Consider the following 24,553-nt stretch of genomic DNA (forward strand, 5'->3'; position numbering starts at 1 on the left):
ATGTGACCGGTACTACGAAACCACCGCGGGGTCGGGTGACTTCGAACTCCGCTCCGCCGTCCCCGGGTCGTCCCCGACGGCGATGCCTCGCCGCTTGGAGATGTACACGGCACCGACGATGACGAGGATCGCGAGGACCGCGATCACCGCCCGGATCCCGGCGCTCGCGTCGTCCCCGTAGCTGAACTGGACCACCGCGGGTGCGATGAGCAGTGCCACCAGGTTCATGACCTTCAGCAGCGGGTTGATGGCAGGACCGGCGGTGTCCTTGAACGGGTCGCCGACGGTGTCGCCGATGACGGTCGCGGCATGGGCCTCACTGCCCTTGCCGCCGTGATGACCGTCCTCGACGAGCTTCTTGGCGTTGTCCCACGCACCACCGGAGTTGGCGAGGAAGACCGCCATCAGCGTGCCGGTGCCGATCGCACCCGCGAGGAACGAGCCGAGAGCCCCGACTCCGAGCGAGAATCCGACCGCGATCGGTGTCAGCACCGCGAGCAGGCCCGGGGTGGTGAGCTCCCGCAGCGCGTCCTTGGTGCAGATGTCGACGACGCGTCCGTACTCCGGCTTCTCGGTGTAATCCATGATCCCGGGGTGCTCGCGGAACTGCCGCCGCACCTCGTAGACCACCGCTCCCGCCGAACGGGAGACCGCGTTGATCGCGAGCCCCGAGAAGAGGAAGACGACCGCCGCGCCGAGGATGAGGCCCACCAGGTTGTTGGGCTGGGAGATGTCCATCACGAGGTTCGCCGGAGCGCCGTCGCCGAGTTTCGCGCCGACGTCCGCTGCCGCGGTCGCGATGGCGTCGCGATACGAGCCGAAGAGCGCTGCCGCCGCGAGTACCGCGGTGGCGATGGCGATGCCCTTGGTGATGGCCTTGGTGGTGTTGCCCACGGCGTCCAGGTCGGTGAGGACCTGCGCGCCCGCGCCCGTGACGTCGCCGGACATCTCGGCGATGCCCTGGGCGTTGTCGGAGACGGGACCGAAGGTGTCCATGGCGACGATGACGCCGACGGTCGTGAGCAGGCCGGTGCCGGCCAGCGCGACCGCGAAGAGGGCGAGCATGATCGACGTACCGCCGAGCAGGAACGCCCCGTACACGCCCAGACCGATCAGCAGCGCCGTGTAGACGGCGGACTCCAGACCGATGGAGATGCCGGCCAGCACGACGGTCGCGGGGCCGGTCAGCGAGGACTTGCCGATGTCCTTCACCGGACGCCGGGTGGTCTCGGTGAAGTACCCGGTCAGCTGCTGGATCAGAGCCGCCAGCACGATGCCGATGGCGACGGCCACGACCGCGAGGACCCGGGGGTCTCCGCCGTGCGACCGGATCGCCGCCTCCGTGACGCCGTCCAACTTGGCGTAGGACGACGGCAGATAGACGTAGACCGCGACGGCCACGAGCGCGAGCGAGATCAGCGCGGAGATGAAGAATCCACGGTTGATGGCGGTCATCCCGCTGCGATCGGCGCGCCGCGGGGCGACCGCGAAGATACCGATCATCGCGGTGACCACGCCGATCGCCGGAACGATCAGCGGAAAAGCGAGTCCGGCGTCGCCGAATGCCGCCTTGCCGAGGATGAGCGCCGCGACGAGCGTGACCGCGTACGACTCGAAGAGGTCGGCGGCCATGCCGGCGCAGTCGCCGACGTTGTCGCCCACGTTGTCGGCGATGGTCGCGGCATTGCGCGGGTCATCCTCCGGGATGCCCTGCTCGACCTTGCCGACGAGGTCGGCGCCGACGTCGGCCGCCTTGGTGAAGATGCCGCCGCCGACACGCATGAACATGGCGATCAGTGCGGCGCCGAGACCGAAGCCCTCCAGGACCTTGGGGGCGTCGGCCGCGTAGACGAGTACGACGCAGGAGGCACCGAGCAGGCCGAGGCCCACCGTGAACATGCCGACCACGCCTCCCGTCCGGAAAGCGATCTTCATGGCCTTGTGCGAGACGGCCGTCAGATCCTTTTCGGGCTCGCCCTCGGCCGGTGTCGCTTCACGCGCGGCCGCCGCCACGCGCACATTGGCCCGTACGGCAAGACGCATACCGATGTATCCGGTGGCTGCCGAGAAAAGCGCACCCACCAGGAAGAACACCGAGCGTCCCGCTCGCTGTGACCAGTCGTCGGCCGGAAGAAGCAACAGCAGGAAGAACACCACGACGGCGAAGATGCCGAGGGTGCGCAACTGCCGGGCCAGGTAGGCATTCGCGCCTTCCTGGACCGCTGCCGCGATCTTCTTCATGGAATCGGTGCCCTCGCCGGCGGCCAGTACCTGGCGCACCAGCAGCTGGGCGACGACGAGTGCTGCCAACGCCACGACGGCGATGACAATAACGATCACTCGGTTGTCGTCTGTCAGTACTGCGGCTGCAAGGGAAGTGGGGTGGTTGGACAGTTCTGGGTTGACGAGCCCCGCCATTCGTCCTCCTTGACGCTCAGAGCTCAAGATGTGGACGGATTGTAGGGAGCGGAACCTGATCAAAACAGAGCGCGACAACTGGATTTGACCTTCAGTTGCTACTCAGCAAATGATCCGGTTCCGAAAATGCCACCGAAAGAGGTAATGGGGCAAAACCATTGACCCTTGATCAATGATCTAGAAAAAAGAAAAGAGGCCCTGCTCAGCAGGACCTCTTTTCACGATCATGACCGGCTGACGATCAATGGACCGGCGGACCGGAACCCCTGATCGTCGTACCGCGTCAGGGCAGGACGGAGACCGGCGCCGACGGCCAACTCATCCGGATCACGCCCCCGTGATCGGTGGAACTGACCTCCACGTCGTCCACGAGGCCGCTGATGACGGCGAGACCCATCTCGTCCTCTCCGTCGGCGTCCGCGTCCTCGTCGGAGCCGCCTCGCGCGCCGGGAACGGCATGTGCGCCGTTCGCCCCCGCGCTCGGAACCTCGTCGATGACCTCGATGGAGAAAGTCTTCTCCTCCTCGGCGAGCACCACGGTGACGGGCTCGGTGATGCCATGACTGCGATGCAGCCCGACAGCACGACTGCATGCCTCGCCGACCGCGAGCCGGACCTCGTCCAGCACGGCCTCGTCGACCCCCGCCCTGCGCGCCACGGCAGCCGCCACCAACCGGGCGGTCCTGACATGCTCGGGCTGGGCACTGAATCGAAGCTCGACGGTGGCCATGTGCTCCCCCTCGGACGTACGGGCATGCATCTCAGAGGCCCGGGCTGGATGCCCGGTACCCCTCACTTCTTCCGGCGTGTCCGGCCGACCGTCAGTCGGTCGCCGCAACCGCTTCCTCGACCGTGGTGTGGATGGGGAACACCTTGGTCAGTCCTGTGATCCGGAAGATCTTGAGAATGCGCTCCTGGTTGCAGACCAGGCGCAGCGACCCTTCATGCGCGCGCACGCGCTTCAGGCCGCCCACCAGCACTCCGAGCCCGGTGGAGTCGAGAAAGTCCACGCCCTCCATGTCGACAACCAGGTGGTAGTTGCCGTCGTTCACCAACTCGACCAACTGCTCGCGCAGCTTGGGCGCGGTATACACATCAATCTCGCCACCGACCTCGACGACCGTACGGTCGCCACCAGGGCCGGACACATTGCGAGTCGACAGGGACAGGTCCACGGATCCTCCAGCACCTTGCTATCGAGCGGCCGCCCAGCAGGTCTCCCCGGCGGAGCCGGAGGACGGTCGCCAGCCGCGATGGCATTCAATCACTTACCAGCAGCCATGCACGACGCCTTGAGACCATTGTCCGCCACGCCGGTGACACACTCGGTGCCGATGGCCAAGAATCTCCGTCCCAGACGACCTCCCGAGAGCGGGGACACCCGCCCCTCCCCCGGTACGGTCCTCGACCGGCTCACCGCAGGGGCGAACCGGGCTGCGCGCATCACTCATACGGAGCACTTGCCCCCAAGGCCGGGCCGCCATGCCGTCTGGCCCGACCGCATCCGGCCGGAAGTGATCAACGCCATTCAGCAGGCCGGCATCGAACACCCCTGGGCCCACCAGGCAGCCGCCGCCGAGTACGCCCTCGACGGCGAGTCGGTGGTGATCGCCACCGGCACCGCATCGGGGAAGTCGCTGGCCTATCTCGCGCCGGTGCTGAGCGCCCAGCTCGACGGGTCCGAGGCCCCGAACGGCCGCGGCGCCACGGCCCTGTATCTCGCCCCCACCAAGGCCCTCGCCGCCGACCAGTGCCGCGCCGTGAAAGAACTCGCGGCGCCATTGGGCCATCGGGTGCGCCCGGCCGTCTACGACGGCGACACCCCTGTCGAGGAACGCGAGTGGGTCCGGCAGTACGCGACGTACGTGCTGACCAACCCGGACATGCTCCACCGCGGGATACTCCCCTCCCACCCCCGCTGGGCCTCCTTCCTGCGCTCCCTGCGCTATGTCGTGATCGACGAGTGCCACACCTACCGGGGAGTCTTCGGCTCCCATGTCGCCCAGGTGCTGCGCCGCCTTCGCCGGCTGTGCGCCCGCTACGGTGCGAATCCGGTCTTCCTCCTCGCCTCCGCCACCGCGGCGGAACCGTCCGTGGCCGCCGGCCGGCTCACCGGCCTGCCCGTCCAGGAGGTCTCCGACGACGCCTCCCCGCGCGGCGAGCTCGTCTTCGCCCTCTGGGAGCCTCCGCTCACCGAGCTCCACGGCGAGAAGGGTGCACCCGTCCGCCGCACCGCCACCGCCGAGACCGCCGACCTCCTCACCGATCTGACCGTGCAGGGCGTCCGCACGGTCGCCTTCGTACGCTCCCGGCGTGGCGCCGAGCTGATCTCCGTGATCACCAAGGAACGCCTGGCCGAGGTGGACCGCTCCCTGCCCCAGCGGGTCGCCGCCTACCGCGGCGGCTACCTCCCCGAGGAGCGCCGCGCCCTGGAGCGGGCGCTGCACTCCGGCGAGCTGCTGGGACTCGCCGCCACCACGGCCCTGGAGCTGGGTGTCGACGTGTCCGGTCTGGACGCCGTCGTCATCGCCGGCTACCCGGGCACCCGGGCGTCGCTGTGGCAGCAGGCGGGCCGGGCCGGGCGGTCCGGCCAGGGCGCCCTGGCCGTCCTCGTCGCACGCGACGACCCGCTGGACACGTTCCTCGTCCACCATCCCGAGGCGCTGTTCCACCAGCCGGTGGAGTCCACCGTCCTCGACCCCGACAATCCCTATGTCCTCGCCCCCCATCTGTGCGCTGCAGCCGCCGAGCTGCCCCTCACGGAGGCCGACCTGGACCTGTTCGGCCCGGCGACCGGCGAACTGATGCCCCAGCTGGAGTCCTCGCGGCTGCTGCGCCGCCGGTCCTCCGGCTGGCACTGGACCCGACGGGAGCGAGCCGCCGACCTCACCGACATCCGGGGCGAGGGCGGCCGGCCGGTCCAGATCGTGGAAGCGGCCACCGGACGGCTGCTGGGCACGGTCGACGAGTCCGCCGCGCACTCCGCCGTCCACGACGGAGCCGTCCACCTCCACCAGGGCCGCACGTACCTGGTGAAGCACCTGGACCTGGAGGACTCCGCCGCACTCGTGGAGGAGGCGAACCCGCCGTACTCCACGACCGCACGTGACACCACCGCCGTCTCCGTGCTGGAGACCGACATCGAGATCCCGTGGGGCGACGGCCGCCTCTGCTACGGCTCCGTCGAGGTCACCAATCAGGTCGTCTCCTTCCTGCGCCGCAAACTGATCACCGGTGAGGTGCTCGGCGAGACCAAACTCGACCTGCCACCGCGCACCCTGCGCACCCGGGCCGTGTGGTGGACGGTCACCGAGGACCAGCTGGACGCGGCACGGGTGAACCCCGAGCAACTGGGCGGGGCCCTGCACGCCGCGGAACACGCCTCCATCGGGATGCTGCCGCTGTTCGCCACCTGCGACCGCTGGGACATCGGCGGGGTCTCCGTGCCGCTGCACCCGGACACCCTGCTGCCGACGGTCTTCGTGTACGACGGCCACCCAGGAGGCGCCGGCTTCGCCGAGCGCGCCTTCCACACCGCCCGCGAGTGGCTCACTGCCACGCGTGAGGCGATCGCCTCCTGCGAGTGCGAGGCGGGCTGCCCGTCCTGCATCCAGTCCCCCAAGTGCGGCAACGGCAATGACCCGCTCCACAAGCGCGGCGCGGTCCGCCTGCTCACCGAACTGCTCAGGGGGGCGCCGGAGGGTCCGGCGGCGACGGGGACGGCGTCGGAGGGTGCCGCGTCAGGCCGGGAGGGGGCCCAGCGGCCCGGCGAGGGGCCGGACCTGGGCTCCCGGCCCCAAGGGCCTCAGAGCGCCACCTCTGCCCCTCGTCGGGCAGCTGAGGCGCCCGCACCGGGTGGGCCCCCGGAGGTGGCTGAGGCGGCTGCACTGGAGATGCCGCTTCCGGAGGACCGGCCCTCGACCTGACCGTCGGGCCGTACGGTCCGAAGCGGACCTGCGCGGTCACGTCCGCGATCTCGCCCTCAACGGCGCACCGCACCACGGCCGCGCCCTGAGCCCGGGCCACGGTCGCAGCCTTCTCGCAGGCGGGGCCGGCCCCTTGGAGGGCATGGTCAGCCGCGGCCAGCGCCGCCAGATCGGCTGCCGAGCCTGCCCGGTGCCGAGCCACGACGGCCTGCCCCATGGCCAGCACAGCGGCGAACACGACGCACAGCACGGTGGCTGCCATGGCGACCCAGACGGTGGCCGAGCCCCGGTCGCGAGTCGCCCTCATGGGACGACCCCCTCAGGACCACCGAGCGGGCCCGGGACCGGGACCGGCCCCACGAAGGCTGGGACCTCACGAGCGGCCCGGCCCCCGGCCGGAGCGCCGACCGAGCCGGCGCGGGCTTGGGCCTGGGCTTGGGCTTGGGCACGCGAGCCGAAGACCACCGCCGCGGCCGGACCCAAGGCCGGGCTCGATGCAGAGGCCGGGCCCTCGCGAGTGGCCCCGTCCAGCGCCGGAGCCCCGACCGACGCGGTGGCTGCCGTCTGGCTGGAGCCCGAGCCGCCACCCGCGCCCGAACCGGCAGCCGGCTCCGAGTCTCCGGCCTGCGTCGCATCGGAGCCGGGACCACCCACCGCGTCCTCCGCGAACGCCGCTGCCTCCGCGCTGAGCGTCAGCCCCAGCGCGCCCGGCCCCGGTGCCGCCGCCTCCACGCGCACCCGCCACAGATCCCCGGCCCGTCCCACCGTGACCCGGGCGCCGTCCGGAGCCGCCGAGCGGGCGGCGGCCTCCGCCGCCGCAGGCGGTTCGGACCGGGCCGCCGCCCGTGCCCCGGCCCGTGCGGCGTCCACGCACTGGATCTGGGCCGAGGCCGCCATCAGCGCCCAGACCAGAGCCATCGCGAACACCACCAGGGCCGGTACGGCGACGGCGGCCTCCGCTGTCACGGATCCGCGGTCGCCCTCGCCCTCGCCGTACCTCCCGCGCCGGGCCTCAGAACTGCGCATTGAGCGCTTTTCCGATCACTGCTTCGAGCGCGCCCGAGACCGTCCCGCTCGTGACGACCTTGTAGAGCACCGCCGCAAACGCACAGGCGGCGATCGTCCCCATCGCGTACTCGGATGTCGTCATTCCCGAGTCCTTGCGCAGCCTGCGCGCCATTGCGCTCAGCCATGCCCGCATCGGATTCCACATGCCAAACCCCCATTGATCGACCCACAAGAGATCTCGTTCAGTTCGTTCAGTTGCTGTTGAGCAGTCCGTCGGCGAGCCCGATCACGACCGGCGCCACCCCGACGGCGAGGAACGCGGGCAGGAAGCAGAGCCCCACGGGGGCCGTGATCATGACCTGGGCCCTGCGGCCCTCCGCCGCGGCCTTGCGTGACCGGTCGGCCCTCAGGCGTCCGGCCAGACGGGACACCGGCTCCGCCGCGGGAGCGCCGGTGGAGTCGGCCCGCTCCAGACAGCGGGCCAGCTCCTGAGCGCCCGGTATCTGCGCGAACACCCCCCACGCGCGCGCCGGTTCACCGCCGAGCCGCAGCTCGGCCGCCGCACGTACGAGCCGCTCGCCGACGGGCCCGCCGAGTGATTCGCCGACCGCCTCGGCCGCTTCACGTGGCCCCGCTCCGGCCGAGATGCACGCGGCCAGCAAGTCGGCCGCCAGCGGCAGTTGCCGCACATCGCGCAGGCCCGCGGCGTCCCCGGCATCAGGGCCCGGTGTGCGGTTCAGTTGTATGCGCCGTACGCCGTACGCGGCTGCCAATCCGACCGCGCCGCCGAGCCATCCGCCGACAAGGACGTATCCGGTGATCAGCGCACCCAGGGGAGCCGCCCAACGTCTCGCCCACAGAGTGTCCTTCGGCCACCGGCGCCGACGTTCGCGTTCCAGAGCCAGCAGCCCTTCGATCCGCCGGTGCGTCCTGCGCTCGTGGCGTCGGCCCGCCACCGTGAATCCGAGGAACGCAGCTGCGGAGAGAACGCACAACACTGCCCCCAGCCTGTGGACAACCTCCGCGGTCATGCGCCCTGCCCCTTCCGCACGATCCGCGCGGCCCACCAGAGCCCGGCCGCCTCCAGCAGCCCGCCGACGAACAGGCACATCAGACCGGCCGGGGTGTGGAGCAGCACCCGCAGCGGATCGGCACCCAGCGCCCAGCCCATGGCCAGGCCCACGACGGGAAGCAGTGCCAGCAGCCCGATGGTCGACCGAGCGCCGGCCAACTGAGTACGTACGTCCTCCCGTTGGTCCCGATCCGCCCGCAGAGCCGCCTCCAGCCGGTCGAGGCCCGCCGCAAGGCCCGCACCGCTGTCCACAGCCACGCGCCAGCAGGCAGCGACCCCTGCCAGCCCGTCCGCACCAGGCTCACGTGCCGCTTCCCGCAAGGCCTGCGGCACATCACCGCCGAACCGCGCCGCTGCCACCACCGCGCCCTCCGAAGCACCCAAGGCGTCCGTGGACCTCGTACCGAACAGCAGCGCCTGTCCCGGCTGCATACCGGCCCGCAGTTCCCCAGCCACTGCGCCGCACAGCGTGATCACCCCCTCGGCCCGCAGCTCCCGCGCCCTCACCCGCTCTCTGGCCGCCAGTTGCCTCTTCACCAGCGGCACGGCCGCCGCGCCTGCCATCAGCGGCAGCACCGACTCCCCCAGCACGGCCAGCAGCATCGCCACCGGCAGACACAGCCACTCACGTCGCAACCGCAGTACAGGCAGCAGCCGCTGCCACGTCCACCACGACGGCTCCGGCGCGCCGCCACCGGCGAAGAGCAGCTTTGCTCGTGTCAGACCCCGCTCCCGGCCCGCCGTGAGCCACGCTGCCGCCCCGACGCACACCGCTGCCGCATACATCGGCTCGCCCGCGTTCACACCGCACCCCCGATCAGCGGCCGCAGCCGCTCCCAGCCCCGGTCGTACGCGAACGCCTCCGCACCCCACCGCAACGCGGGCACCGTCCTCACCAGACCCGCGGCATCCCGCTCCAGCACATGCACCTCGGCGATCCGCCGCAGCCCGCCGCGGTCCCGCACGAGATGGATCACCACCGAGAGAGCGGCGGCCAACTGGCTGTGCAGGGCCGCCCGGTCGAGCCCCGCAGCCGTGCCGAGCGCCTCCAGCCGGGCCGGCACATCCGATGCCGCATTCGCGTGGACAGTGCCGCAGCCCCCTTCGTGTCCGGTGTTCAAGGCCGCCAGCAGTTCGGTCACCTCCGCTCCGCGGACCTCCCCCACCACCAACCGGTCCGGCCGCATGCGCAGGGCCTGGCGCACCAGGTCCCGCAACGTGACCAGGCCCGCGCCCTCCTGGTTCGCCGTACGGGATTCGAGCCGCACGACATGCGGATGGTCGGGCCGCAGTTCGGCCGAGTCCTCGGCCAGCACGATCCGCTCCCGCTCCCCCACCAGTCCGAGAAGGCTGGACAGCAGCGTGGTTTTCCCTGTGCCCGTGCCCCCGCTGATCAGGAAGGACAGTCGGGCGTCGATCAGGGCCCGCAGCAGCCGGTCACCTCCCGGCGGCACGGTCCCCGCGGCGACCAGCTCTTCCACCGAGAACGCCCGCGGACGCACCACACGCAGTGCCAGACACGTCGAACCCACCGCCACCGGCGGGATCACCGCATGCATCCGCGTCCCGTCGGGAAGCCGGGCATCGACCCACGGCCGGGCGTCGTCCAGCCGCCGCTCCGCCACCGCCGCGAGCCGCTGGGCCAGCCGGCGCACCGATGCGGCGTCCGCGAACGTCACACCGGTGAGTTCGAGACCGCACCCCCGGTCCACCCACACCCGGTCGGGGGCGGACACCAGCACATCCGTCACGGCCGGGTCCGCCAGCAGGGGCTCCAAGGGCCCGGTCCCCACCAGCTCGCAGCGCAATGTCTCGGTGCCGCCCAGCACTTCGGTGTCTCCCAGCAGCCGCCCCTGCGCCCGCAGCGCTGCCGCGACCCTGGCCGGGGTGGGCTCGGCGCCGCTCTCCGCAAGCCGCTGTCGTACGGCATCCAGCAGTCCCGTGCTCATGAGACACCCCCCGCCAGCGCCCGGTCCCAGAAGGCCGCGCAGAACCGCGACAGCGGGCCACGCCCACCGCCGGGCGGTGCGCCCTGGTCCTGGGCGGCAAACAGTCCCGCGTCCAGCGGCAGTTCACCCGCGAGAGGCAGGCCGAGCGCGTCGGCCACCCACTGGTCGTCCAGTCCCGAGGCGTACGGCCCGCGCACCACGACCCTCAGGTCCTGGAGCACCATGCCCACCGCCGACGCCACGCGGTTCGCCGCGGCGACCGCCCGCAGCTCGCCCGGAACGACCAACAGCCCGAGATCCAGCTGGGCCAGCGCTTCCGCCACGGCTTCGTCCACCCGGCGCGGGAGATCCACGACCACCACACCGCCCCGCCTGCGGGCCGCGGCAAGAACGGAGCGCATCGCCTCCGGCGGAACCACCACGGAATCGCCACGATCCCAGCTCAGAACCCGGAGCTGGTGGAGCTCCGGAAGGGACTCCTCCAGCGCGCCGCCGGCGACCCGTCCCTTGGACGCGGCGAAATCCGGCCACCTTCTCCCTTCCGCCTGCTCCCCGCCGAGCAGCACATCGACGCCTCCTCCGAGCGGATCGCCGTCGACGAGCATGGTCCGCCGGCCCGTCCTGGCCGCGGACACCGCCAGCGCACAGGCCAGCGTGGACGCCCCCGCGCCTCCCCGGCCGCCCATGACGCCGACGGTCAGCGCCTGCTCCCCGACGCCCTCGACGACGTCCGCGATCCGGTCCAGGAGCCAGCTCTCGGCGTCCGGCAGCCGCAGTACACAGTCGGCCCCGATCTCCACTGCCCGCCGCCAGACGTCCGGGTCGTCCTGGTCACGCCCGACGAGCAGCACACCCTGCCGTCGGGTGGCGCCCCGGCAGCGCGCCGCCGCGTCGTCGCCGACCAGGACCAGCGGGGCGCCTTCCCAGCCGCCCCCGCGCTCCGGCACCGAGTGGTGGACGTCGGGCTCGGCGCCGGCCGCTGCGCACAGCCGCAGCAGATCGTCCAGCAGTTCGAGGTCCTCGGTGACGATCAGGGGCCCGTCCCGCCGGCCTTCGGCACCGGGCGTCCTCTGCGATGTGATGGATCCAGCCACGATCTCCAACCCCTTCTTACTTTCGATCTCGCTTGCTTACGAGATCTGTGATTCCGGCCACCCACGAAGAGCGCGGGTGGAATCACAGTGGAGCGCGCTGGAAAAACGTGTGGATCTCGCTGAAAAACTGTGGACAACTAGCCACTTGTGAATATCCCCGTCGCTCATACCGGTGACTCCCGGGAGCAGCTCTTCCGCTACGCACAGTGACGATTCAGAGTGGTGTGAGGCCGCCGCAAGCGAAGCCGTCAGGAAGGGAGAAGGATCATCATGAGCTCTGTCCGAGAGCCGAAAATGCGTCCGGACATGCGACGACCCCCGCCGGGGGGGAGAGCGGGGGTCGTCTCTCCGGCCGACTCGGGGGGGGAGGAGCCGGACCGGGTTAGCACGGTCGCGAACGATCCGTGACTTCCATGGTGTACCCGAGAGCCTTCTCAGGCAAACCCACACGCCCGAGCGTACGCCGAATGGCGGGCACCTATGCTCTGCTCGTGGAAAACCACTCCTTGCCTCGCGCAGCTGCCTTCTTTGATCTGGACAAGACGGTCATTGCGAAGTCGTCGACGCTGACCTTCAGCAAGTCCTTCTACCAAGGCGGCCTGATCAACCGACGGGCCGTACTGCGGACCGCCTATGCCCAGTTCGTTTTTCTCGCCGGCGGCGCCGACCACGACCAGATGGAGCGGATGCGGCAGTACCTGTCCGCCCTCTGCAAGGGGTGGAACGTGCAGCTGGTGAAGGAGATCGTCGCGGAGACCCTCCATGACCTGATCGACCCGATCATCTACGACGAAGCGGCGTCCCTCATCGAGGAACACCACACCGCCGGCTGTGACGTCGTGATCGTGTCCACTTCGGGCGCGGAGGTGGTCGAACCGATCGGCGAGCTGCTCGGTGCGGACCGGGTGGTGGCCACCCGCATGGTGGTCGGAGACGACGGCTGCTTCACCGGCGAAGTGGAGTACTACGCCTATGGGCCGACCAAGGCGGAGGCCGTCAAGGAACTCGCCGCCTCCGAGGGCTACGACCTCGACCGTTGCTACGCCTACAGCGACTCGATCACCGATGTACCGATGCTGTCGTCCGTCGGCCACCCGTACGCCGTGAACCCGGACCGGGCGCTGCGGCGTGAAGCCGTCAGTCGCGGCTGGCCTGTTCTCGTCTTCAACCGGCCGGTCCGGCTGAAGCAGCGGATCCCCGCCTTCTCCCTGCCGCCGCGTCCCGCGCTCGTCGCCGCGGCGGCGGTGGGTGCGGCGGCTGCGACCGCCGGCCTCGTCTGGTACGCCAGCCGGCGCCGCAGTGCGGCAGCCGCAGCTGCCGAGTCGGCCGCGGCCGGTGTGATGGAACGGGTCATCGACCGCGCCGCGGAACGCTTCGCCCGTATTTGAACCCAAAAGTAAAGAACCGCAGCTGGGGGTTCCGCTTCCTTGCGGGCAGGAGTAGAAAGGACTCAACGGCCCGCGAGACCTAGGACATCCGAGAGGATCACCTATCAACGCATAAAGGCCCCACGGACCGAGCATGAAAACTGAGCACCCACGCGACGTCGACCCGTCGATTACGGGCCAGCCGCACCAGGTGACGGGCAAAAGTTCCCGACCTGATGGGCACTATCTCGAGGACGCTTGGTAACTCGGTGGACATGCCAGCGGCGGTACCCATACCGGTACCGCCGCAACCCTGTTCAGGGTCTTTCGGGCCCGCGCCCAGGACGCCGTAGCATCCGGGATCGCTCAAGCCCCGCCGCACTCAAGCACTCAAGCGCTCGAGCCCCGCCTCGCTGCAGCACGTGAGCCGTGCCCCACTCAAGCGCTCGAGCTCTGCCCCGCTCCATCAAGCCGCGCCTCGCTGAAGCGCCTCGCACACCGCAGTGGACTCCCTGACGCCCAGCTCCACGGACCGCCCGCAGTGGGCAATCCATGCCGCCATGCCCTCCGGCGTACCGGAGCGATAGCCGTCGAAGGCCGCGACATAGGCCGCGCGCCCCTGTTCGGCATGCCCGACCTCCGCCGGGCAGATCGACTTGGGGTCAAGACCGCTGCCGATCAGCACGATCCGTTCGGCGGTGCGAGCCACCAGACCGTTGAAGGAGCCGAAGGGGCGCAGCGCCAGGAGCTCGCCGTGCACGACGGCGGCGGTCACCAGGGCCGGTGCCGAGCTGCCGGCGATGATCAGTTCGGCAAGGCCGTCCAGCCGGCCGTTCACCTCGCCCGCGTCCGGCAGCGGCGCCTCGATCAGCGGCTCGTCGACCGGTTCGCCGGCCAGCCGGGGCCGCCCCACGGCCTCGTCGTCACCGGCCCCACTCGCCGCGACCAGATGCAGCCGGGCCAGCACCCGCAGCGGCGACTGCCGCCATACAGAAAGGAGTTGCCCCGCCTCGGCGGTCAGCCGCAGTGCGGCGCCGACCGTTCGCGCCTCGGGCTCGACACCGAAGTCGGTGCGCCTGCGGACCTCTTCGAGCGCCCAGTCGGCGCCGGAGAGCGCCGCCGAAGCACGCGCGCCGCGCAGCGCCGCCTCCGAGGTGACCTCGGTGCTGCGCCGCCGCATGACCCGGTGACCGTAGACCCGGTCGACCGCCTTGCGCACGGAATCAACGGCGTCGGGGACACCCGGCAGAGAGCCGAGAGCGGCAAGGGGGTCGACCGACGAGGCATTCGTACTCATAAGTAGCGAGGCTACGCGCCATCGGCGTACGCCCCCACCTTGGAGTGGTCTTCTTCACGCACTTCGACCACAGCGCGCAATGGACCCACTACGTTAGGTGAACATGAAGATCGCTTTCGTAGGGAAGGGCGGCAGCGGAAAGACCACGCTGTCCTCGCTGTTCATCCGCCATCTGGCCGCCAACGAGGCTCATGTGGTGGCCGTCGACGCCGATATCAATCAGCATCTGGGGGCCGCGCTCGGTCTCGACGAGGCGGAGGCGGCCGCCCTGCCCGCCATGGGCGCGCACCTCCCCTTGATCAAGGAATACCTGAGGGGCTCCAACCCCCGCATCGCCTCGGCGGAGACGATGATCAAGACCACGCCGCCGGGAGAGGGCTCGCGTCTGCTGCGCGTGGACGAGGACAACCCCGTCTACGACGCCTGTGCGCGGGTCGTGCATCTCGACGACGGGGACATCCGGCTGATGGCGACCGGGCCGTTCACGGAGTCGGATCTCGGGGTGTCCTGCTACCACTCCAAGGTCGGCGCGGTGGAGCTGTGCCTCAATCACCTCGTCGACGGCCGCGACGACTACGTGGTGGTCGACATGACGGCCGGGTCGGACTCCTTCGCGTCCGGGATGTTCACCCGTTTCGACATGACGTTCCTGGTGGCCGAGCCCACCCGCAAGGGGGTGTCCGTGTATCGCCAGTACAAGGAGTACGCACGGGACTTCGGCATCGAGCTGAAGGTCGTGGGCAACAAGGTGCAGGGCCCGGACGATGTGGACTTCCTGCGGGACGAGGTGGGCGACGACCTGCTGATCACCGTCGGCCACTCCAACTGGGTGCGCGGGATGGAGAAGGGCCGGCCGTCCCCCTTCGAGCTGCTCGAGGCGGACAACCGCATGTCCCTGCAAGCCCTGCAGAACGCCGCGGAGGACACGTACGACAACCGCGACTGGGAGCGCTACACGCGCCAGATGGTGCACTTCCATCTCAAGAACGCGGAGAGCTGGGGGAACGCGAAGACGGGGGCCGACCTGGCGGCTCAGGTCGACCCCGCCTTCGTGCTCCATGAGCATGCGGCTGACGTCAGCTCTGCCCTGCCTGCTTGACCTTGACGACGGGTGAGGCCGGGGCGGAGGGCTGGGTGGCCAGGAAGGCCGCCCAGCCGTTCTTCGGCTTCTGGCCGACCTTGAGGGTCCGCATCTTCTCCAGCACCTCGGGGTCCTGGACGTCCAGCCAGTCCGCGAGCTGGCGGAAGGACACACACCTCACGTTCTTCTTCACACAGACCGTGGCGATCGTGTCCTCGACGGCGCGCATGTAGGTGCCGCCGTTCCAGGACTCGAAGTGGTTGCCGATGATCAACGGGGCTCGGTTGCCGTCGTAGGCGCGATCGAAGGCCTTGACCAGGCCGTCACGCATCTGCTTGCCCCAGTACTCGTGCATGGCGGGGTCGCCCTTGGATGTCGTCCCCGACTGGTTGACCATGAAGTTGTAGTCCATGGCCAGCGTCTCGAAGGCGCGACCGGGGACCGGGACCATCTGGAGCGAGAGGTCCCACAGACCGAGTTCCTTCTTGGGCCAGATCTGGTCGTTGATCCCGCTGGTGTCGTAGCGCATGCCCAACTGGCTGGCGGCGCGGACGAAGTTCTTCCGGCCCTCCAGGCAGGGGGTGCGGGCGCCGATGAGTTCCTTGTCGTAGTCGAAGGGAAGCGGCGGCTCGTTCTTCAGGCCCGCGTTGGTCCTCCAGTTCTTCACGAACGCCTTGGCCTGGCTGATTTCGCTCTTCCACTCGGCGACGGACCAATTGCCCACACCGCCGTCCTTGCCGCAGAAGTGGCCGTTGAAGTGGGTGCCCACCTCATTGCCCTCCTGCCAGGCGCCGCGCAGTTCACGCACGGTGTCCTTGATGCCCTCGACGTCATTGAAGCCGATGTCGGAGCGCCCGGCCGCGTGTTGCGGCGGGTCGTACATCGTCGACTTCTCCTCCGGCAGGAGGTACACGCCGCTGAGGAAGTAGGTCATCGTGGCGTCGTACTTCTTGGCGACACGGCGGAAGTGGGAGAAGAGCTTCTGGCTGTCCTCCCCCGCCCCGTCCCATGAGAACACCACGAACTGCGGCGGCTTCTCGCCGGGCTTCATCCGCTCCGGCTTGAGCAGACCGGGCTGGGTTCCGGTGAAGGCCGTGGAGCCGTCGCCGATCAGGCGCACGGCGCTGTTGGGGGCAGGGGCGGCCTTCTTGGCACCGGGCGCGCCATGGTGCGCGCTCTCGTCGGAGCCGGAGCAGCCCGCGAGTCCCGCGATCAGCGCCGTGACGGCTGCGCCGACGGCGACCCGCTGTGTGGCGGCCTTCATCCGTCCACCCTCTTTCGTATGACTTTGTGTTTTTACGACCGGCGTCGATGGCGCCGACAAAGTCGCATCGGGGTGGCGATGGGGAGGGTGCGACGAGCCGCATTCGAAGGATTAATCACCAGCACGGGTGAAAGATTGCCCTATTTGCCCCGGAAAGAATGCCGCAGTCTTTACTCTCCATTACGATCCATTTACCGAGAGTTGAGAATCCCGCCACTGCACGCCGTGACCCACGGCCGCGTCCCCACATTCCGCGACCGCGCTGCCCCGGAGGAGACGGGAAACCATGTCTGCCTGCGTCCCCACTCGCACCGACGACCCTTCTCGCAAGAAGCCGAAGAACCGCAAGAACAGGAAGTCCCGCACCACACGGGAGAAGCCCGTGTCCCACGAAGCCGTCCAGGGCGGCGGGTCCGCACCCCCCGGCCCCGAGAGCCCGCACAGCCTGCCCCCGCCCGATGAAGGCGGCCGCCGCTTCCGCATCGCGGGCGCCGATCTGTCCGCCTCGGTCTCCGTGTTCCTGATCGCGCTGCCGCTCTCACTCGGCATCGCACTCGCCACCGGCGCACCACTTCAGGCCGGGCTCGTGGCGGCCGCCGTCGGCGGCCTCGTGGCGGGACGGCTGGGCGGAGCGCCGCTCCAGGTCAGCGGGCCCGCCGCCGGCTTGACCGTCGTCACCGCCGATCTGATCCATCAGTACGGCTGGCGTGTCACCTGCGCCATCACCGTCGTCGCCGGCTTCGCCCAAGTCGGCCTGGCCGCTCTGCGCGTGGCCCGCTCGGCGCTCGCCGTCAGCCCGGCGATCGTGCACGGCATGCTCGCCGGCATCGGCGTCACGATCGCCCTGGCACAACTGCACATCGTGCTCGGCGGCACACCGCAGAGCTCCGCCATCGCCAATGTCGGTGCGCTGCCTGCCCAGTTGGCCGAGCTCCGTCCGGCCGCGCTCTCCGTGAGCATCCTGACCGTGGTCATCCTGCTCGCATGGCCACGGATCCCCGGGCGGGCGGGCCGAATCGTCCGCAAGATCCCGGCCGCCCTCGCCGCGGTCGCGGCGGCGACCACCCTCGCCGTGGTGGCGGGGCTGCGCCTGCCGCTGGTGGACCTGCCGTCGTGGAGCAGTCATGCCCTGCCCGCACTGCCGGACGGGCCCGTGCTGGGCCTCATCGCCGCGGTGCTGACCATCACCCTGGTGGGAAGTGTGGAGTCATTGCTCTCCGCCGTGGCGGTGGACAAGCTGGTGGCCGCCCGCAAGCAGCCCACCGTCCGCATTCCGCGCGCCGACCTCGACCGGGAGCTGGCCGGTCAGGGCGCCGCCAATGTCCTGTCCGGTGCGCTCGGCGGGCTGCCGATCACCGGGGTCGCGGTGCGCAGTTCGGCGAATGTGTCCGCAGGCGCCGTCAGCCGCAACTCCACGATGCTGCACGGTCTGTGGATCGTGCTCGCGGCGCTGCTGCTCGTGCCCGTGCTCGACCTGATTCCCCTGGCCGCCCTCGCGGCCCTGGTGATGGTCGTGGGCGTCCAGATGGTCAAGGTCACCCATCTGCGCAGCGTGCGGCAGAACCGCGAAATGCTGGTGTACGCGGCGACGTCGATCGCGGTCGTCCTCACCGGAGTGCTGGAGGGTGTCGCGATCGGGATCGCCATGGCGGTCGCGGTCGCGCTGCACCGGCTGACCCGGACCCGTATCACCGTCGAGGAGCAGGGCGAGGAGCATGCGCGCGTGCACCGGGTACGGGTGCGCGGGCAGTTGACCTTCCTCGCCGTGCCCCGGCTGAGCCGGATGCTGGGCCAGGTGCCGCACGGGGCACGCTGTGAGGTCGAGCTGGACGGTTCCTACATGGACCATGCCGCGTACGAGGCACTGCATGACTGGCAGGCCTCCCATGTCGCGCAGGGCGGCTCGGTGGAGTTCACCGGGCGGGCCGGGGGCCGGATCAGCGAAGCCGCCTCCCAGACCCACGGCTGCTGCCGTCCCTGGACACCGTGGCGCAATCACCACTGCGACACCCGCACCCGGCGCGCCTCGATGCACCAACTGGCCCACGGTCTCAGCTCGTTCCAGCGCAACACGGCTCCGCTGGTGCGCGACGAACTGGCCCGGCTGGCGCGCGAGGGCCAGCAACCGTCGCAGCTCTTCCTGACCTGCGCGGACTCCCGTCTGGTGACCAGCATGATCACGGCCAGCGGGCCGGGTGACCTGTTCACCGTGCGCAATGTCGGAAACCTGGTGCCGCTGCCCGGCAAGGAGAGCGGCGACGACTCGGTGGCGGCCGCCATCGAGTACGCCGTGGACGTGCTGAAGGTCAGCTCGATCACGGTCTGCGGGCACTCGGGCTGCGGCGCGATGCAGGCGCTGCTGAGCGCTACGAACGACGGAGGACGCACACCGCTGCGGCGGTGGCTGCGGCACGGTCAGCCGAGCCTGGAGCGGATGCGCAGCCGGCACCGCACCTGGGCGCGGATCTCCGGGCGGCTGCCCGCGGATGCGGTCGAGCAGCTCTGTCTGACCAATGTGGTGCAGCAGTTGGAGCATCTGAAGGCTCATGAAGGCGTGGCGCGGCGCATCGCCGAGGGTTCGCTGGAGCTGCACGGCATGTACTTCCATGTCGGCGAGGCGCAGGCGTATCTCCTCGCCAGCAGTGACGACCATGAGGTCGAGGCGGTCTTCGACCGGGTCGCCCCCACCCCGTCCTCGCTGACCGAGACGCGCGCCTGAACCAATCCCCCACCCCGTCCGTGAGAACGTATGGCCCCTCCTTCCCGCCGCCCGGGAGGGAGGGGCCGCTCAATAGGCACCTCAGGCTCAATAGGTCTAAACCAATCTCCGGAAGGCCCTTGTCACCCGGCCATCTGGCTGATGAGCTATGGCCTGGGACACATAGGCACATAGGACGCCCTGGGAAAGGGAGATGTCGTGAGCAACGAAAGCCTGGCCAACCTGCTCAAGGAAGAGCGGCGGTTCGCGCCGCCGGCCGAGCTGGCCGCGCACGCCAACGTGACGGCGGAGGCGTACGAGCAGGCCGAGGCGGACAGGCTTGGCTTCTGGGCCGAGCAGGCACGGAGGCTGACTTGGGCCACCGAGCCGACCGAGACCCTCGACTGGAGCAACCCGCCCTTCGCGAAGTGGTTCGCGGACGGCAAGCTCAACGTCGCGTACAACTGCGTGGACCGTCATGTCGAAGCCGGCAACGGCGACCGTGTCGCGCTCCACTTCGAGGGCGAGCCCGGCGACAGCCGTTCCGTCACCTACGCGGAGCTCAAGGACGAGGTCTCGCGCGCCGCGAACGCGCTCACCGAGCTCGGAGTGCAGAAGGGCGACCGCGTCGCCGTCTACCTCCCGATGATCCCCGAGGCGGTCGTGGCCATGCTGGCCTGTGCCCGCATCGGCGCGGCGCACTCGGTGGTGTTCGGCGGTTTCTCCGCCGACGCCGTCGCCTCCCGCATCCAGGACGCGGACGCGAAGCTGGTCATCACCTCCGACGGCGGCTACCGCCGGGGCAAGCCGAGCGCGCTCAAGCCCGCCATCGACGACGCCGTCGCCCGGTGCCCGCAGGTCGAGCATGTGCTGGTGGTGCGCCGTACCGGCCAGGACACCGACTTCACCGAGGGCCGGGACGTGTGGTGGCACGACATCGTCGGCCGTCAGTCCGCCGAGCACACCCCGGAGGCGTTCGACGCGGAGCACCCGCTCTTCATCCTCTACACCTCCGGCACGACCGGTAAGCCGAAGGGCATCCTGCACACCTCCGGCGGCTACCTCACCCAGGCCGCGTACACCCACAACGCCGTCTTCGACCTCAAGCCGGAGTCGGACGTCTACTGGTGCACCGCGGACATCGGCTGGGTGACCGGTCACTCGTACATCGTGTACGGGCCGCTGGCCAACGGGGCCACCCAGGTGATGTACGAGGGCACCCCCGACACCCCGCACCAGGGCCGGTTCTGGGAGATCGTGCAGAAGTACGGCGTCACGATCCTCTACACCGCGCCGACCGCGATCCGGACCTTCATGAAGTGGGGCGAGGACATCCCCGCGAAGTTCGACCTGTCCAGCCTGCGTGTCCTCGGATCGGTCGGAGAGCCGATCAACCCGGAGGCATGGATCTGGTACCGGGAGAACATCGGCGCCGGCAAGACCCCCATCGTCGACACCTGGTGGCAGACCGAGACCGGCGCGATGATGATCTCGCCGCTGCCGGGCGTCACCGAGACCAAGCCCGGGTCGGCGCAGCGCGCACTGCCCGGCATCTCCGCGACGGTCGTCGACGACGAAGCCAACGAGGTGCCGAACGGCGGTGGCGGCTATCTCGTCCTCACCGAGCCGTGGCCGTCGATGCTGCGCACCATCTGGGGCGACGACCAGCGGTTCATCGACACGTACTGGTCGCGTTTCGAGGGCAAGTACTTCGCCGGTGACGGTGCCAAGAAGGACGACGACGGCGACATCTGGCTGCTCGGCCGGGTGGACGACGTGATGCTGGTGTCCGGCCACAACATCTCGACGACCGAGGTGGAGTCGGCTCTGGTCTCGCACCCGAAGGTCGCCGAGGCGGCGGTCGTGGGCGCGAAGGACGAGACGACCGGGCAGGCGATCGCGGCGTTCGTGATCCTGCGCGGTACGGCGAGTGTGGACGAGGGCCTGGTCAACGAGCTGCGCAACCACGTCGCCTCGGTGCTCGGCCCGATCGCCAAGCCGAAGCGGATCCTGCCGGTGGCGGAGCTGCCGAAGACCCGTTCGGGCAAGATCATGCGCCGGCTGCTGCGCGATGTCGCCGAGAACCGTCAGCTCGGCGATGTCACGACGCTGACCGACTCGTCGGTCATGGATCTGATCCAGACGCAGCTGCCGAGCGCGCCCTCCGAGGACTGATCCACGCACATCTCCCCTGGCCACCACGCGTACCACCGCGCCACACACCACTGAGCGGCGCGGACCGCACCACGACGGGCACCCGGCAACAACGCGCCGGGTGCCCGTTCTGCGCCTAAAGTGCACTTCACCGGATATCACCCCGGAGCCATATGGGTATGGTGATGGACGCGTCAACGACGCGACAAGAAAGACCCAGGTGCGCCGGGAAGTCTGGTCGGCAAGTGATGAGTCCTGCCCGCCCGACCGGAGGTTCCCCACGTGTCCGCGCCCCGCTCCCGCAAGTTTCTCGGTGTGCTCCCCCTGCCCGAGCGCACCTATGTGGCGGACGCGCTGCGAGCCGAGACCGTCGGCGGCGTGCTGCTCCTGGTCGCCGCCGTCGCCGCGCTGATCTGGGCCAACACACCGATCGGCGACAGCTATGAAGCCGTACGGGACTTCCATCTGGGCCCCGCCTCGCTCGGCCTCGATCTGTCCGTCCAGCACTGGGCCGCCGACGGACTTCTCGCGATCTTCTTCTTCGTCGCCGGCATCGAGCTCAAGCGTGAACTCGTGGCAGGCGAACTGCGCGATCCCCGCGCCGCCGCCCTCCCGGTCATCGCCGCGCTGTGCGGAATGGCGGCGCCCGCCGCCGTGTACCTGATCGTCACCACGTCCACCGGCGGATCAACCGACGGCTGGGCGGTGCCCACCGCCACCGACATCGCGTTCGCGCTCGCCGTCCTCGCGGTCATCGGCACTTCTCTGCCCTCCGCGCTGCGCGCCTTCCTGCTGACGCTCGCCGTCGTCGACGACCTGTTCGCCATCCTCATCATCGCGATCTTCTTCACCAGCGATCTCGACTTCGCCGCCCTCGGCGGCGCGGTGCTGGGACTGGCCGTCTTCTGGCTGCTGCTGAGGAAGGGCGTACGGGGCTGGTACGTGTACGTGCCGCTGGCCCTGGTCATCTGGGGGCTGATGTACAACAGCGGCGTCCACGCCACCATCGCCGGTGTGGCCATGGGCCTGATGCTCCGCTGCACCCGGCGCGAGGGGGAGAAGTACTCCCCCGGCGAGCACATCGAGCACATCGTGCGCCCGCTGTCGGCGGGACTCGCCGTGCCGCTGTTCGCGCTGTTCGCCGCCGGCGTGTCGGTCTCCGGCGGCTCCCTCACGGAGGTCTTCACCCGGCCCGAGACCCTCGGTGTCGTGCTCGGCCTGGTGGTCGGCAAGGCACTCGGCATCTTCGGCGGCACCTGGCTCGCGGCCCGTTTCACCCGGGCCGAACTCAACGACGACCTCGCCTGGCCGGACGTTTTCGCGGTGTCCGCACTCGCCGGAATCGGCTTCACCGTCTCGCTGCTGATCGGTGAACTCGCCTTCGCCGACGACCCGCTGCTCGCCGACGAGGTCAAGGCCGCGGTCCTGGTCGGCTCCCTGATCGCCGCCGTCCTGGCCGGAGTGCTGCTCAAACTGCGGGTACGCCGGTACCAGGAGCTGTACGACGAGGAGGAGCGTGACGAGGACAACGACGGCATCCCCGACATCTACGAACAGGACAATCCGGCGTACCACTTGCGCATGGCCGAGATCTACGAGAAGAAGGCCGCCGAACACCGTCGTCGCGCCGAAGCGGCGGGGGTGTCGCGCGGTGACGGCGACAGTCCGGCATGATCTGTGTCGGACCACAGGAGAGAGGGAGCAGCGATGAGCGACCCCGGCAGCAGTGCCGAGCGCAGTCTCGGCCAGCTGGTCGCCTCGGCGACCGCCGAGATGTCCGCGCTGGTGCACGACGAGATCGCCCTGGCCAAGGCGGAACTGAGGCAGGACGTCAAGCGAGGTGCGGTCGGCGGCGCGGCCATCAGCGTGGCGGGCGTCTTCGCCCTGTTCTCGCTGCCGGTCTTCAGCTTCGCGGCGGCCTACGGGATCCACAACTGGGGGCTCGGCCTTGCCTGGTGCTTCCTGATCGTGGGCGGAGCGTTCCTGCTGCTCGCGGGGATTCTGGCGCTCCTGGCCGTCACCAAGTTCAAGAAGGTCAAGCCGCCGGAGAGGTCGATCGCCTCGGCCAAGCAGACGGCGGCCGTACTCCAGAGCGTCAAGCCGCATCCGCGGGTGTCGCAGGACCAGATCTCCGCCTGATCCGGGCCGTCGCGGGACCGCTCAGCACGGGTCCCGCGGCGGAGCGCGGCGTCGCGGGCGCCGCTCCCGGGGAGGGCATGGCGAACGGGCCGTACCCGGGTATGGGACGCTCGTCTGCATGACGGCCCCTGACACCGGTACGGGCAGCCCCGTACGCATCGACGGTCCCTGGACCCATCGCGACGTGGCAGCCAATGGTGCGCGCTTCCACATCGCCGAGGTCGGCGACGGGCCGCTGGTGATGTTCCTCCACGGCTTTCCGCAGTTCTGGTGGACGTGGCGGCACCAGATGACGGCGCTCGCGGACGCGGGGTACCGGGCCGTGGCCATGGATCTTCGGGGCGTGGGAGGCAGCGACCGTACGCCGCGGGGTTACGACCCCGCGAACCTCGCGCTCGACATCACCGGGGTGGTGCGCTCCCTCGGCGAGCCGGACGCGGCACTGGTCGGGCACGATCTCGGTGGGTACCTCGCATGGACCGCCGCGGTGATGCGGCCGAAGCTGGTGCGCAGGCTCGTCGTCTCCTCGATGCCCCATCCGCGCCGGTGGCGTTCGGCCATGCTCTCCGACTTCTCGCAGAGCCGGGCGGGTTCCTATGTGTGGGGGTTCCAGCGGCCGTGGCTGCCGGAGCGTCAGCTCATCGCGGACGACGCGGCCTTGGTGGGCAAGCTGATCCAGGAGTGGTCCGGCCCGCAGCCTCCCGACGCGGACACCCTCGACGTGTACCGCCGGGCGATGAGCATTCCGTCGACGGCGCACTGCGCGGTCGAGCCGTACCGGTGGATGGTGCGCTCGCTCGCACGGCCCGACGGGATCCAGTTCAACCGCCGGATGAAGCGGCCGGTCCGGGTGCCGACCCTGCATCTGCACGGCTCCCTGGACCCGGTGATGCGCACACGCAGCGCGGCGGGCTCGGGCCAGTACGTCGAAGCCCCGTACCGCTGGCGGCTGTTCGACGGCCTCGGCCACTTCCCTCACGAGGAGGACCCGGTGGCCTTCTCCTCCGAACTCATCAACTGGCTGAAGGACCCCGAACCCGACCGGTAGCCCGTCGACTCCTGGACCTCGCGCTTACCGGAACGCTT

At 69.9% G+C, this 24,553-nt stretch carries 19 protein-coding genes and 1 pseudogene; 8 read left to right on the plus strand and 12 right to left on the minus strand.

Annotated elements, in window-relative coordinates:
• Positions 1-12 precede the first annotated feature (12 nt).
• From RPQ07_RS17030 to RPQ07_RS17040, 3 genes are all read right to left on the minus strand, one after another.
• Positions 13-2,418 (minus strand): sodium-translocating pyrophosphatase, encoded by a 2,406-nt coding sequence (locus RPQ07_RS17030; protein WP_313944999.1) that lies wholly within the window; start codon positions 2,416-2,418, stop codon positions 13-15.
• 283 nt (positions 2,419-2,701) lie between these two features.
• On the minus strand, positions 2,702-3,148 hold the full coding sequence (locus RPQ07_RS17035) for an ATP-binding protein (protein ID WP_313945000.1): 447 nt from the start codon (positions 3,146-3,148) through the stop codon (positions 2,702-2,704).
• 91 nt (positions 3,149-3,239) lie between these two features.
• The gene (locus tag RPQ07_RS17040; protein WP_215097290.1) at positions 3,240-3,593 is read right to left on the minus strand and encodes an STAS domain-containing protein; all 354 of its coding nucleotides are present in this window, start codon (positions 3,591-3,593) and stop codon (positions 3,240-3,242) included.
• Between the two features lie 78 nt (positions 3,594-3,671).
• Here RPQ07_RS17040 and RPQ07_RS17045 point away from each other — a divergent pair, with 78 nt between their 5' ends.
• Positions 3,672-6,344, plus strand: coding sequence for a DEAD/DEAH box helicase (locus RPQ07_RS17045; protein ID WP_313945001.1), 2,673 nt, complete (start codon positions 3,672-3,674; stop codon positions 6,342-6,344).
• Positions 6,345-6,387: 43 nt separating this feature from the next.
• On the opposite strand, the pseudogene RPQ07_RS17050 reads toward RPQ07_RS17045, so the two are convergent.
• From RPQ07_RS17050 to ssd, 7 genes and pseudogenes are all read right to left on the minus strand, one after another.
• Positions 6,388-6,651: pseudogene (locus RPQ07_RS17050) on the minus strand (Rv3654c family TadE-like protein); the annotation flags it as partial.
• A complete protein-coding gene (locus RPQ07_RS37780) occupies positions 6,648-7,370 on the minus strand; it encodes a TadE family type IV pilus minor pilin (protein WP_413777747.1) in 723 nt (240 codons plus the stop codon). The gene RPQ07_RS37780 and the pseudogene RPQ07_RS17050, both read right to left, overlap by 4 nt.
• Positions 7,357-7,557, minus strand: coding sequence for a DUF4244 domain-containing protein (locus RPQ07_RS17060; protein ID WP_313945002.1), 201 nt, complete (start codon positions 7,555-7,557; stop codon positions 7,357-7,359). Before RPQ07_RS17060 ends, RPQ07_RS37780 begins: the two co-directional genes overlap by 14 nt.
• A gap of 46 nt (positions 7,558-7,603) precedes the next feature.
• Entirely contained in the window at positions 7,604-8,383 is a 780-nt protein-coding gene (locus tag RPQ07_RS17065) for a type II secretion system F family protein (RefSeq protein WP_313945003.1), read from the minus strand.
• Complete coding sequence (locus RPQ07_RS17070) at positions 8,380-9,210, minus strand: type II secretion system F family protein (RefSeq protein WP_313948925.1); 831 nt, start codon at positions 9,208-9,210, stop codon at positions 8,380-8,382. Before RPQ07_RS17070 ends, RPQ07_RS17065 begins: the two co-directional genes overlap by 4 nt.
• Before the next feature lie 14 nt (positions 9,211-9,224).
• Positions 9,225-10,373, minus strand: coding sequence for a TadA family conjugal transfer-associated ATPase (locus RPQ07_RS17075; protein ID WP_313945004.1), 1,149 nt, complete (start codon positions 10,371-10,373; stop codon positions 9,225-9,227).
• Positions 10,370-11,467, minus strand: a complete 1,098-nt coding sequence (gene ssd / locus RPQ07_RS17080) for a septum site-determining protein Ssd (RefSeq protein ID WP_313945005.1) — start codon at positions 11,465-11,467, stop codon at positions 10,370-10,372. The genes RPQ07_RS17075 and ssd overlap by 4 nt, the downstream gene beginning before the upstream one ends.
• 467 nt (positions 11,468-11,934) lie before the next feature.
• Between ssd and RPQ07_RS17085 the strand changes: the two genes are divergently transcribed.
• Entirely contained in the window at positions 11,935-12,855 is a 921-nt protein-coding gene (locus RPQ07_RS17085; RefSeq protein WP_313945006.1) for an HAD-IB family hydrolase, read from the plus strand.
• Between the two features lie 445 nt (positions 12,856-13,300).
• Here the strand turns inward: RPQ07_RS17085 and RPQ07_RS17090 are convergent, their stop codons facing one another.
• Positions 13,301-14,131, minus strand: coding sequence for an oxidoreductase (locus tag RPQ07_RS17090; protein ID WP_313945007.1), 831 nt, complete (start codon positions 14,129-14,131; stop codon positions 13,301-13,303).
• 103 nt (positions 14,132-14,234) lie between these two features.
• Between RPQ07_RS17090 and RPQ07_RS17095 the strand changes: the two genes are divergently transcribed.
• Positions 14,235-15,230 carry an ATP-binding protein gene (locus tag RPQ07_RS17095; protein WP_313945008.1) on the plus strand — a complete coding sequence of 332 codons (996 nt, stop codon included), beginning with the start codon at positions 14,235-14,237 and terminating at the stop codon, positions 15,228-15,230.
• On the opposite strand, the gene RPQ07_RS17100 is transcribed toward RPQ07_RS17095, so the two are convergent.
• Complete coding sequence (locus RPQ07_RS17100) at positions 15,208-16,476, minus strand: hypothetical protein (RefSeq protein ID WP_313945009.1); 1,269 nt, start codon at positions 16,474-16,476, stop codon at positions 15,208-15,210. The genes RPQ07_RS17095 and RPQ07_RS17100 overlap by 23 nt on opposite strands.
• A 286-nt stretch (positions 16,477-16,762) precedes the next feature.
• Here RPQ07_RS17100 and RPQ07_RS17105 point away from each other — a divergent pair, with 286 nt between their 5' ends.
• The 5 genes from RPQ07_RS17105 to RPQ07_RS17125 all read left to right on the plus strand — a co-directional run bounded on the left by RPQ07_RS17105 (position 16,763) and on the right by RPQ07_RS17125 (position 24,515).
• Positions 16,763-19,195, plus strand: a complete 2,433-nt coding sequence (locus RPQ07_RS17105) for a SulP family inorganic anion transporter (protein WP_413777748.1) — start codon at positions 16,763-16,765, stop codon at positions 19,193-19,195.
• A gap of 198 nt (positions 19,196-19,393) precedes the next feature.
• On the plus strand, positions 19,394-21,349 hold the full coding sequence (gene acs, locus RPQ07_RS17110; protein ID WP_313945010.1) for an acetate--CoA ligase: 1,956 nt from the start codon (positions 19,394-19,396) through the stop codon (positions 21,347-21,349).
• Between the two features lie 261 nt (positions 21,350-21,610).
• Entirely contained in the window at positions 21,611-23,002 is a 1,392-nt protein-coding gene (gene nhaA, locus RPQ07_RS17115; RefSeq protein ID WP_313945011.1) for a Na+/H+ antiporter NhaA, read from the plus strand.
• Between the two features lie 33 nt (positions 23,003-23,035).
• Positions 23,036-23,467, plus strand: a complete 432-nt coding sequence (locus RPQ07_RS17120; RefSeq protein ID WP_313945012.1) for a phage holin family protein — start codon at positions 23,036-23,038, stop codon at positions 23,465-23,467.
• A gap of 118 nt (positions 23,468-23,585) precedes the next feature.
• Complete coding sequence (locus tag RPQ07_RS17125; RefSeq protein ID WP_313945013.1) at positions 23,586-24,515, plus strand: alpha/beta fold hydrolase; 930 nt, start codon at positions 23,586-23,588, stop codon at positions 24,513-24,515.
• Positions 24,516-24,553: the final 38 nt, after the last annotated feature.

The organism is Streptomyces sp. AM8-1-1 (genome assembly GCF_032229325.1).
In the GTDB taxonomy this organism is placed as follows: Bacteria; Actinomycetota; Actinomycetes; order Streptomycetales; family Streptomycetaceae; genus Streptomyces; species Streptomyces achmelvichensis.

Bases quoted from the DNA above. Each gene is read 5' to 3' on its own strand.
- RPQ07_RS17095 (WP_313945008.1), top strand. From the start codon at position 14,235: ATGAAGATCGCTTTCGTAGGGAAGGGCGGCAGCGGAAAGACCACGCTG.
- RPQ07_RS17065 (WP_313945003.1), bottom strand. From the start codon at position 8,383: ATGACCGCGGAGGTTGTCCACAGGCTGGGGGCAGTGTTGTGCGTTCTC.
- RPQ07_RS17045 (WP_313945001.1), top strand. From the start codon at position 3,672: ATGGCATTCAATCACTTACCAGCAGCCATGCACGACGCCTTGAGACCA.
- RPQ07_RS17070 (WP_313948925.1), bottom strand. From the start codon at position 9,210: ATGTATGCGGCAGCGGTGTGCGTCGGGGCGGCAGCGTGGCTCACGGCG.
- RPQ07_RS17100 (WP_313945009.1), bottom strand. From the start codon at position 16,476: ATGAAGGCCGCCACACAGCGGGTCGCCGTCGGCGCAGCCGTCACGGCG.
- RPQ07_RS17060 (WP_313945002.1), bottom strand. From the start codon at position 7,557: ATGTGGAATCCGATGCGGGCATGGCTGAGCGCAATGGCGCGCAGGCTG.
- RPQ07_RS17035 (WP_313945000.1), bottom strand. From the start codon at position 3,148: ATGGCCACCGTCGAGCTTCGATTCAGTGCCCAGCCCGAGCATGTCAGG.
- RPQ07_RS17105 (WP_413777748.1), top strand. From the start codon at position 16,763: ATGTCTGCCTGCGTCCCCACTCGCACCGACGACCCTTCTCGCAAGAAG.
- RPQ07_RS17085 (WP_313945006.1), top strand. From the start codon at position 11,935: ATGGCGGGCACCTATGCTCTGCTCGTGGAAAACCACTCCTTGCCTCGC.
- RPQ07_RS17030 (WP_313944999.1), bottom strand. From the start codon at position 2,418: ATGGCGGGGCTCGTCAACCCAGAACTGTCCAACCACCCCACTTCCCTT.
- RPQ07_RS17125 (WP_313945013.1), top strand. From the start codon at position 23,586: ATGACGGCCCCTGACACCGGTACGGGCAGCCCCGTACGCATCGACGGT.
- RPQ07_RS37780 (WP_413777747.1), bottom strand. From the start codon at position 7,370: ATGCGCAGTTCTGAGGCCCGGCGCGGGAGGTACGGCGAGGGCGAGGGC.
- RPQ07_RS17075 (WP_313945004.1), bottom strand. From the start codon at position 10,373: ATGAGCACGGGACTGCTGGATGCCGTACGACAGCGGCTTGCGGAGAGC.
- RPQ07_RS17120 (WP_313945012.1), top strand. From the start codon at position 23,036: ATGAGCGACCCCGGCAGCAGTGCCGAGCGCAGTCTCGGCCAGCTGGTC.
- RPQ07_RS17090 (WP_313945007.1), bottom strand. From the start codon at position 14,131: ATGAGTACGAATGCCTCGTCGGTCGACCCCCTTGCCGCTCTCGGCTCT.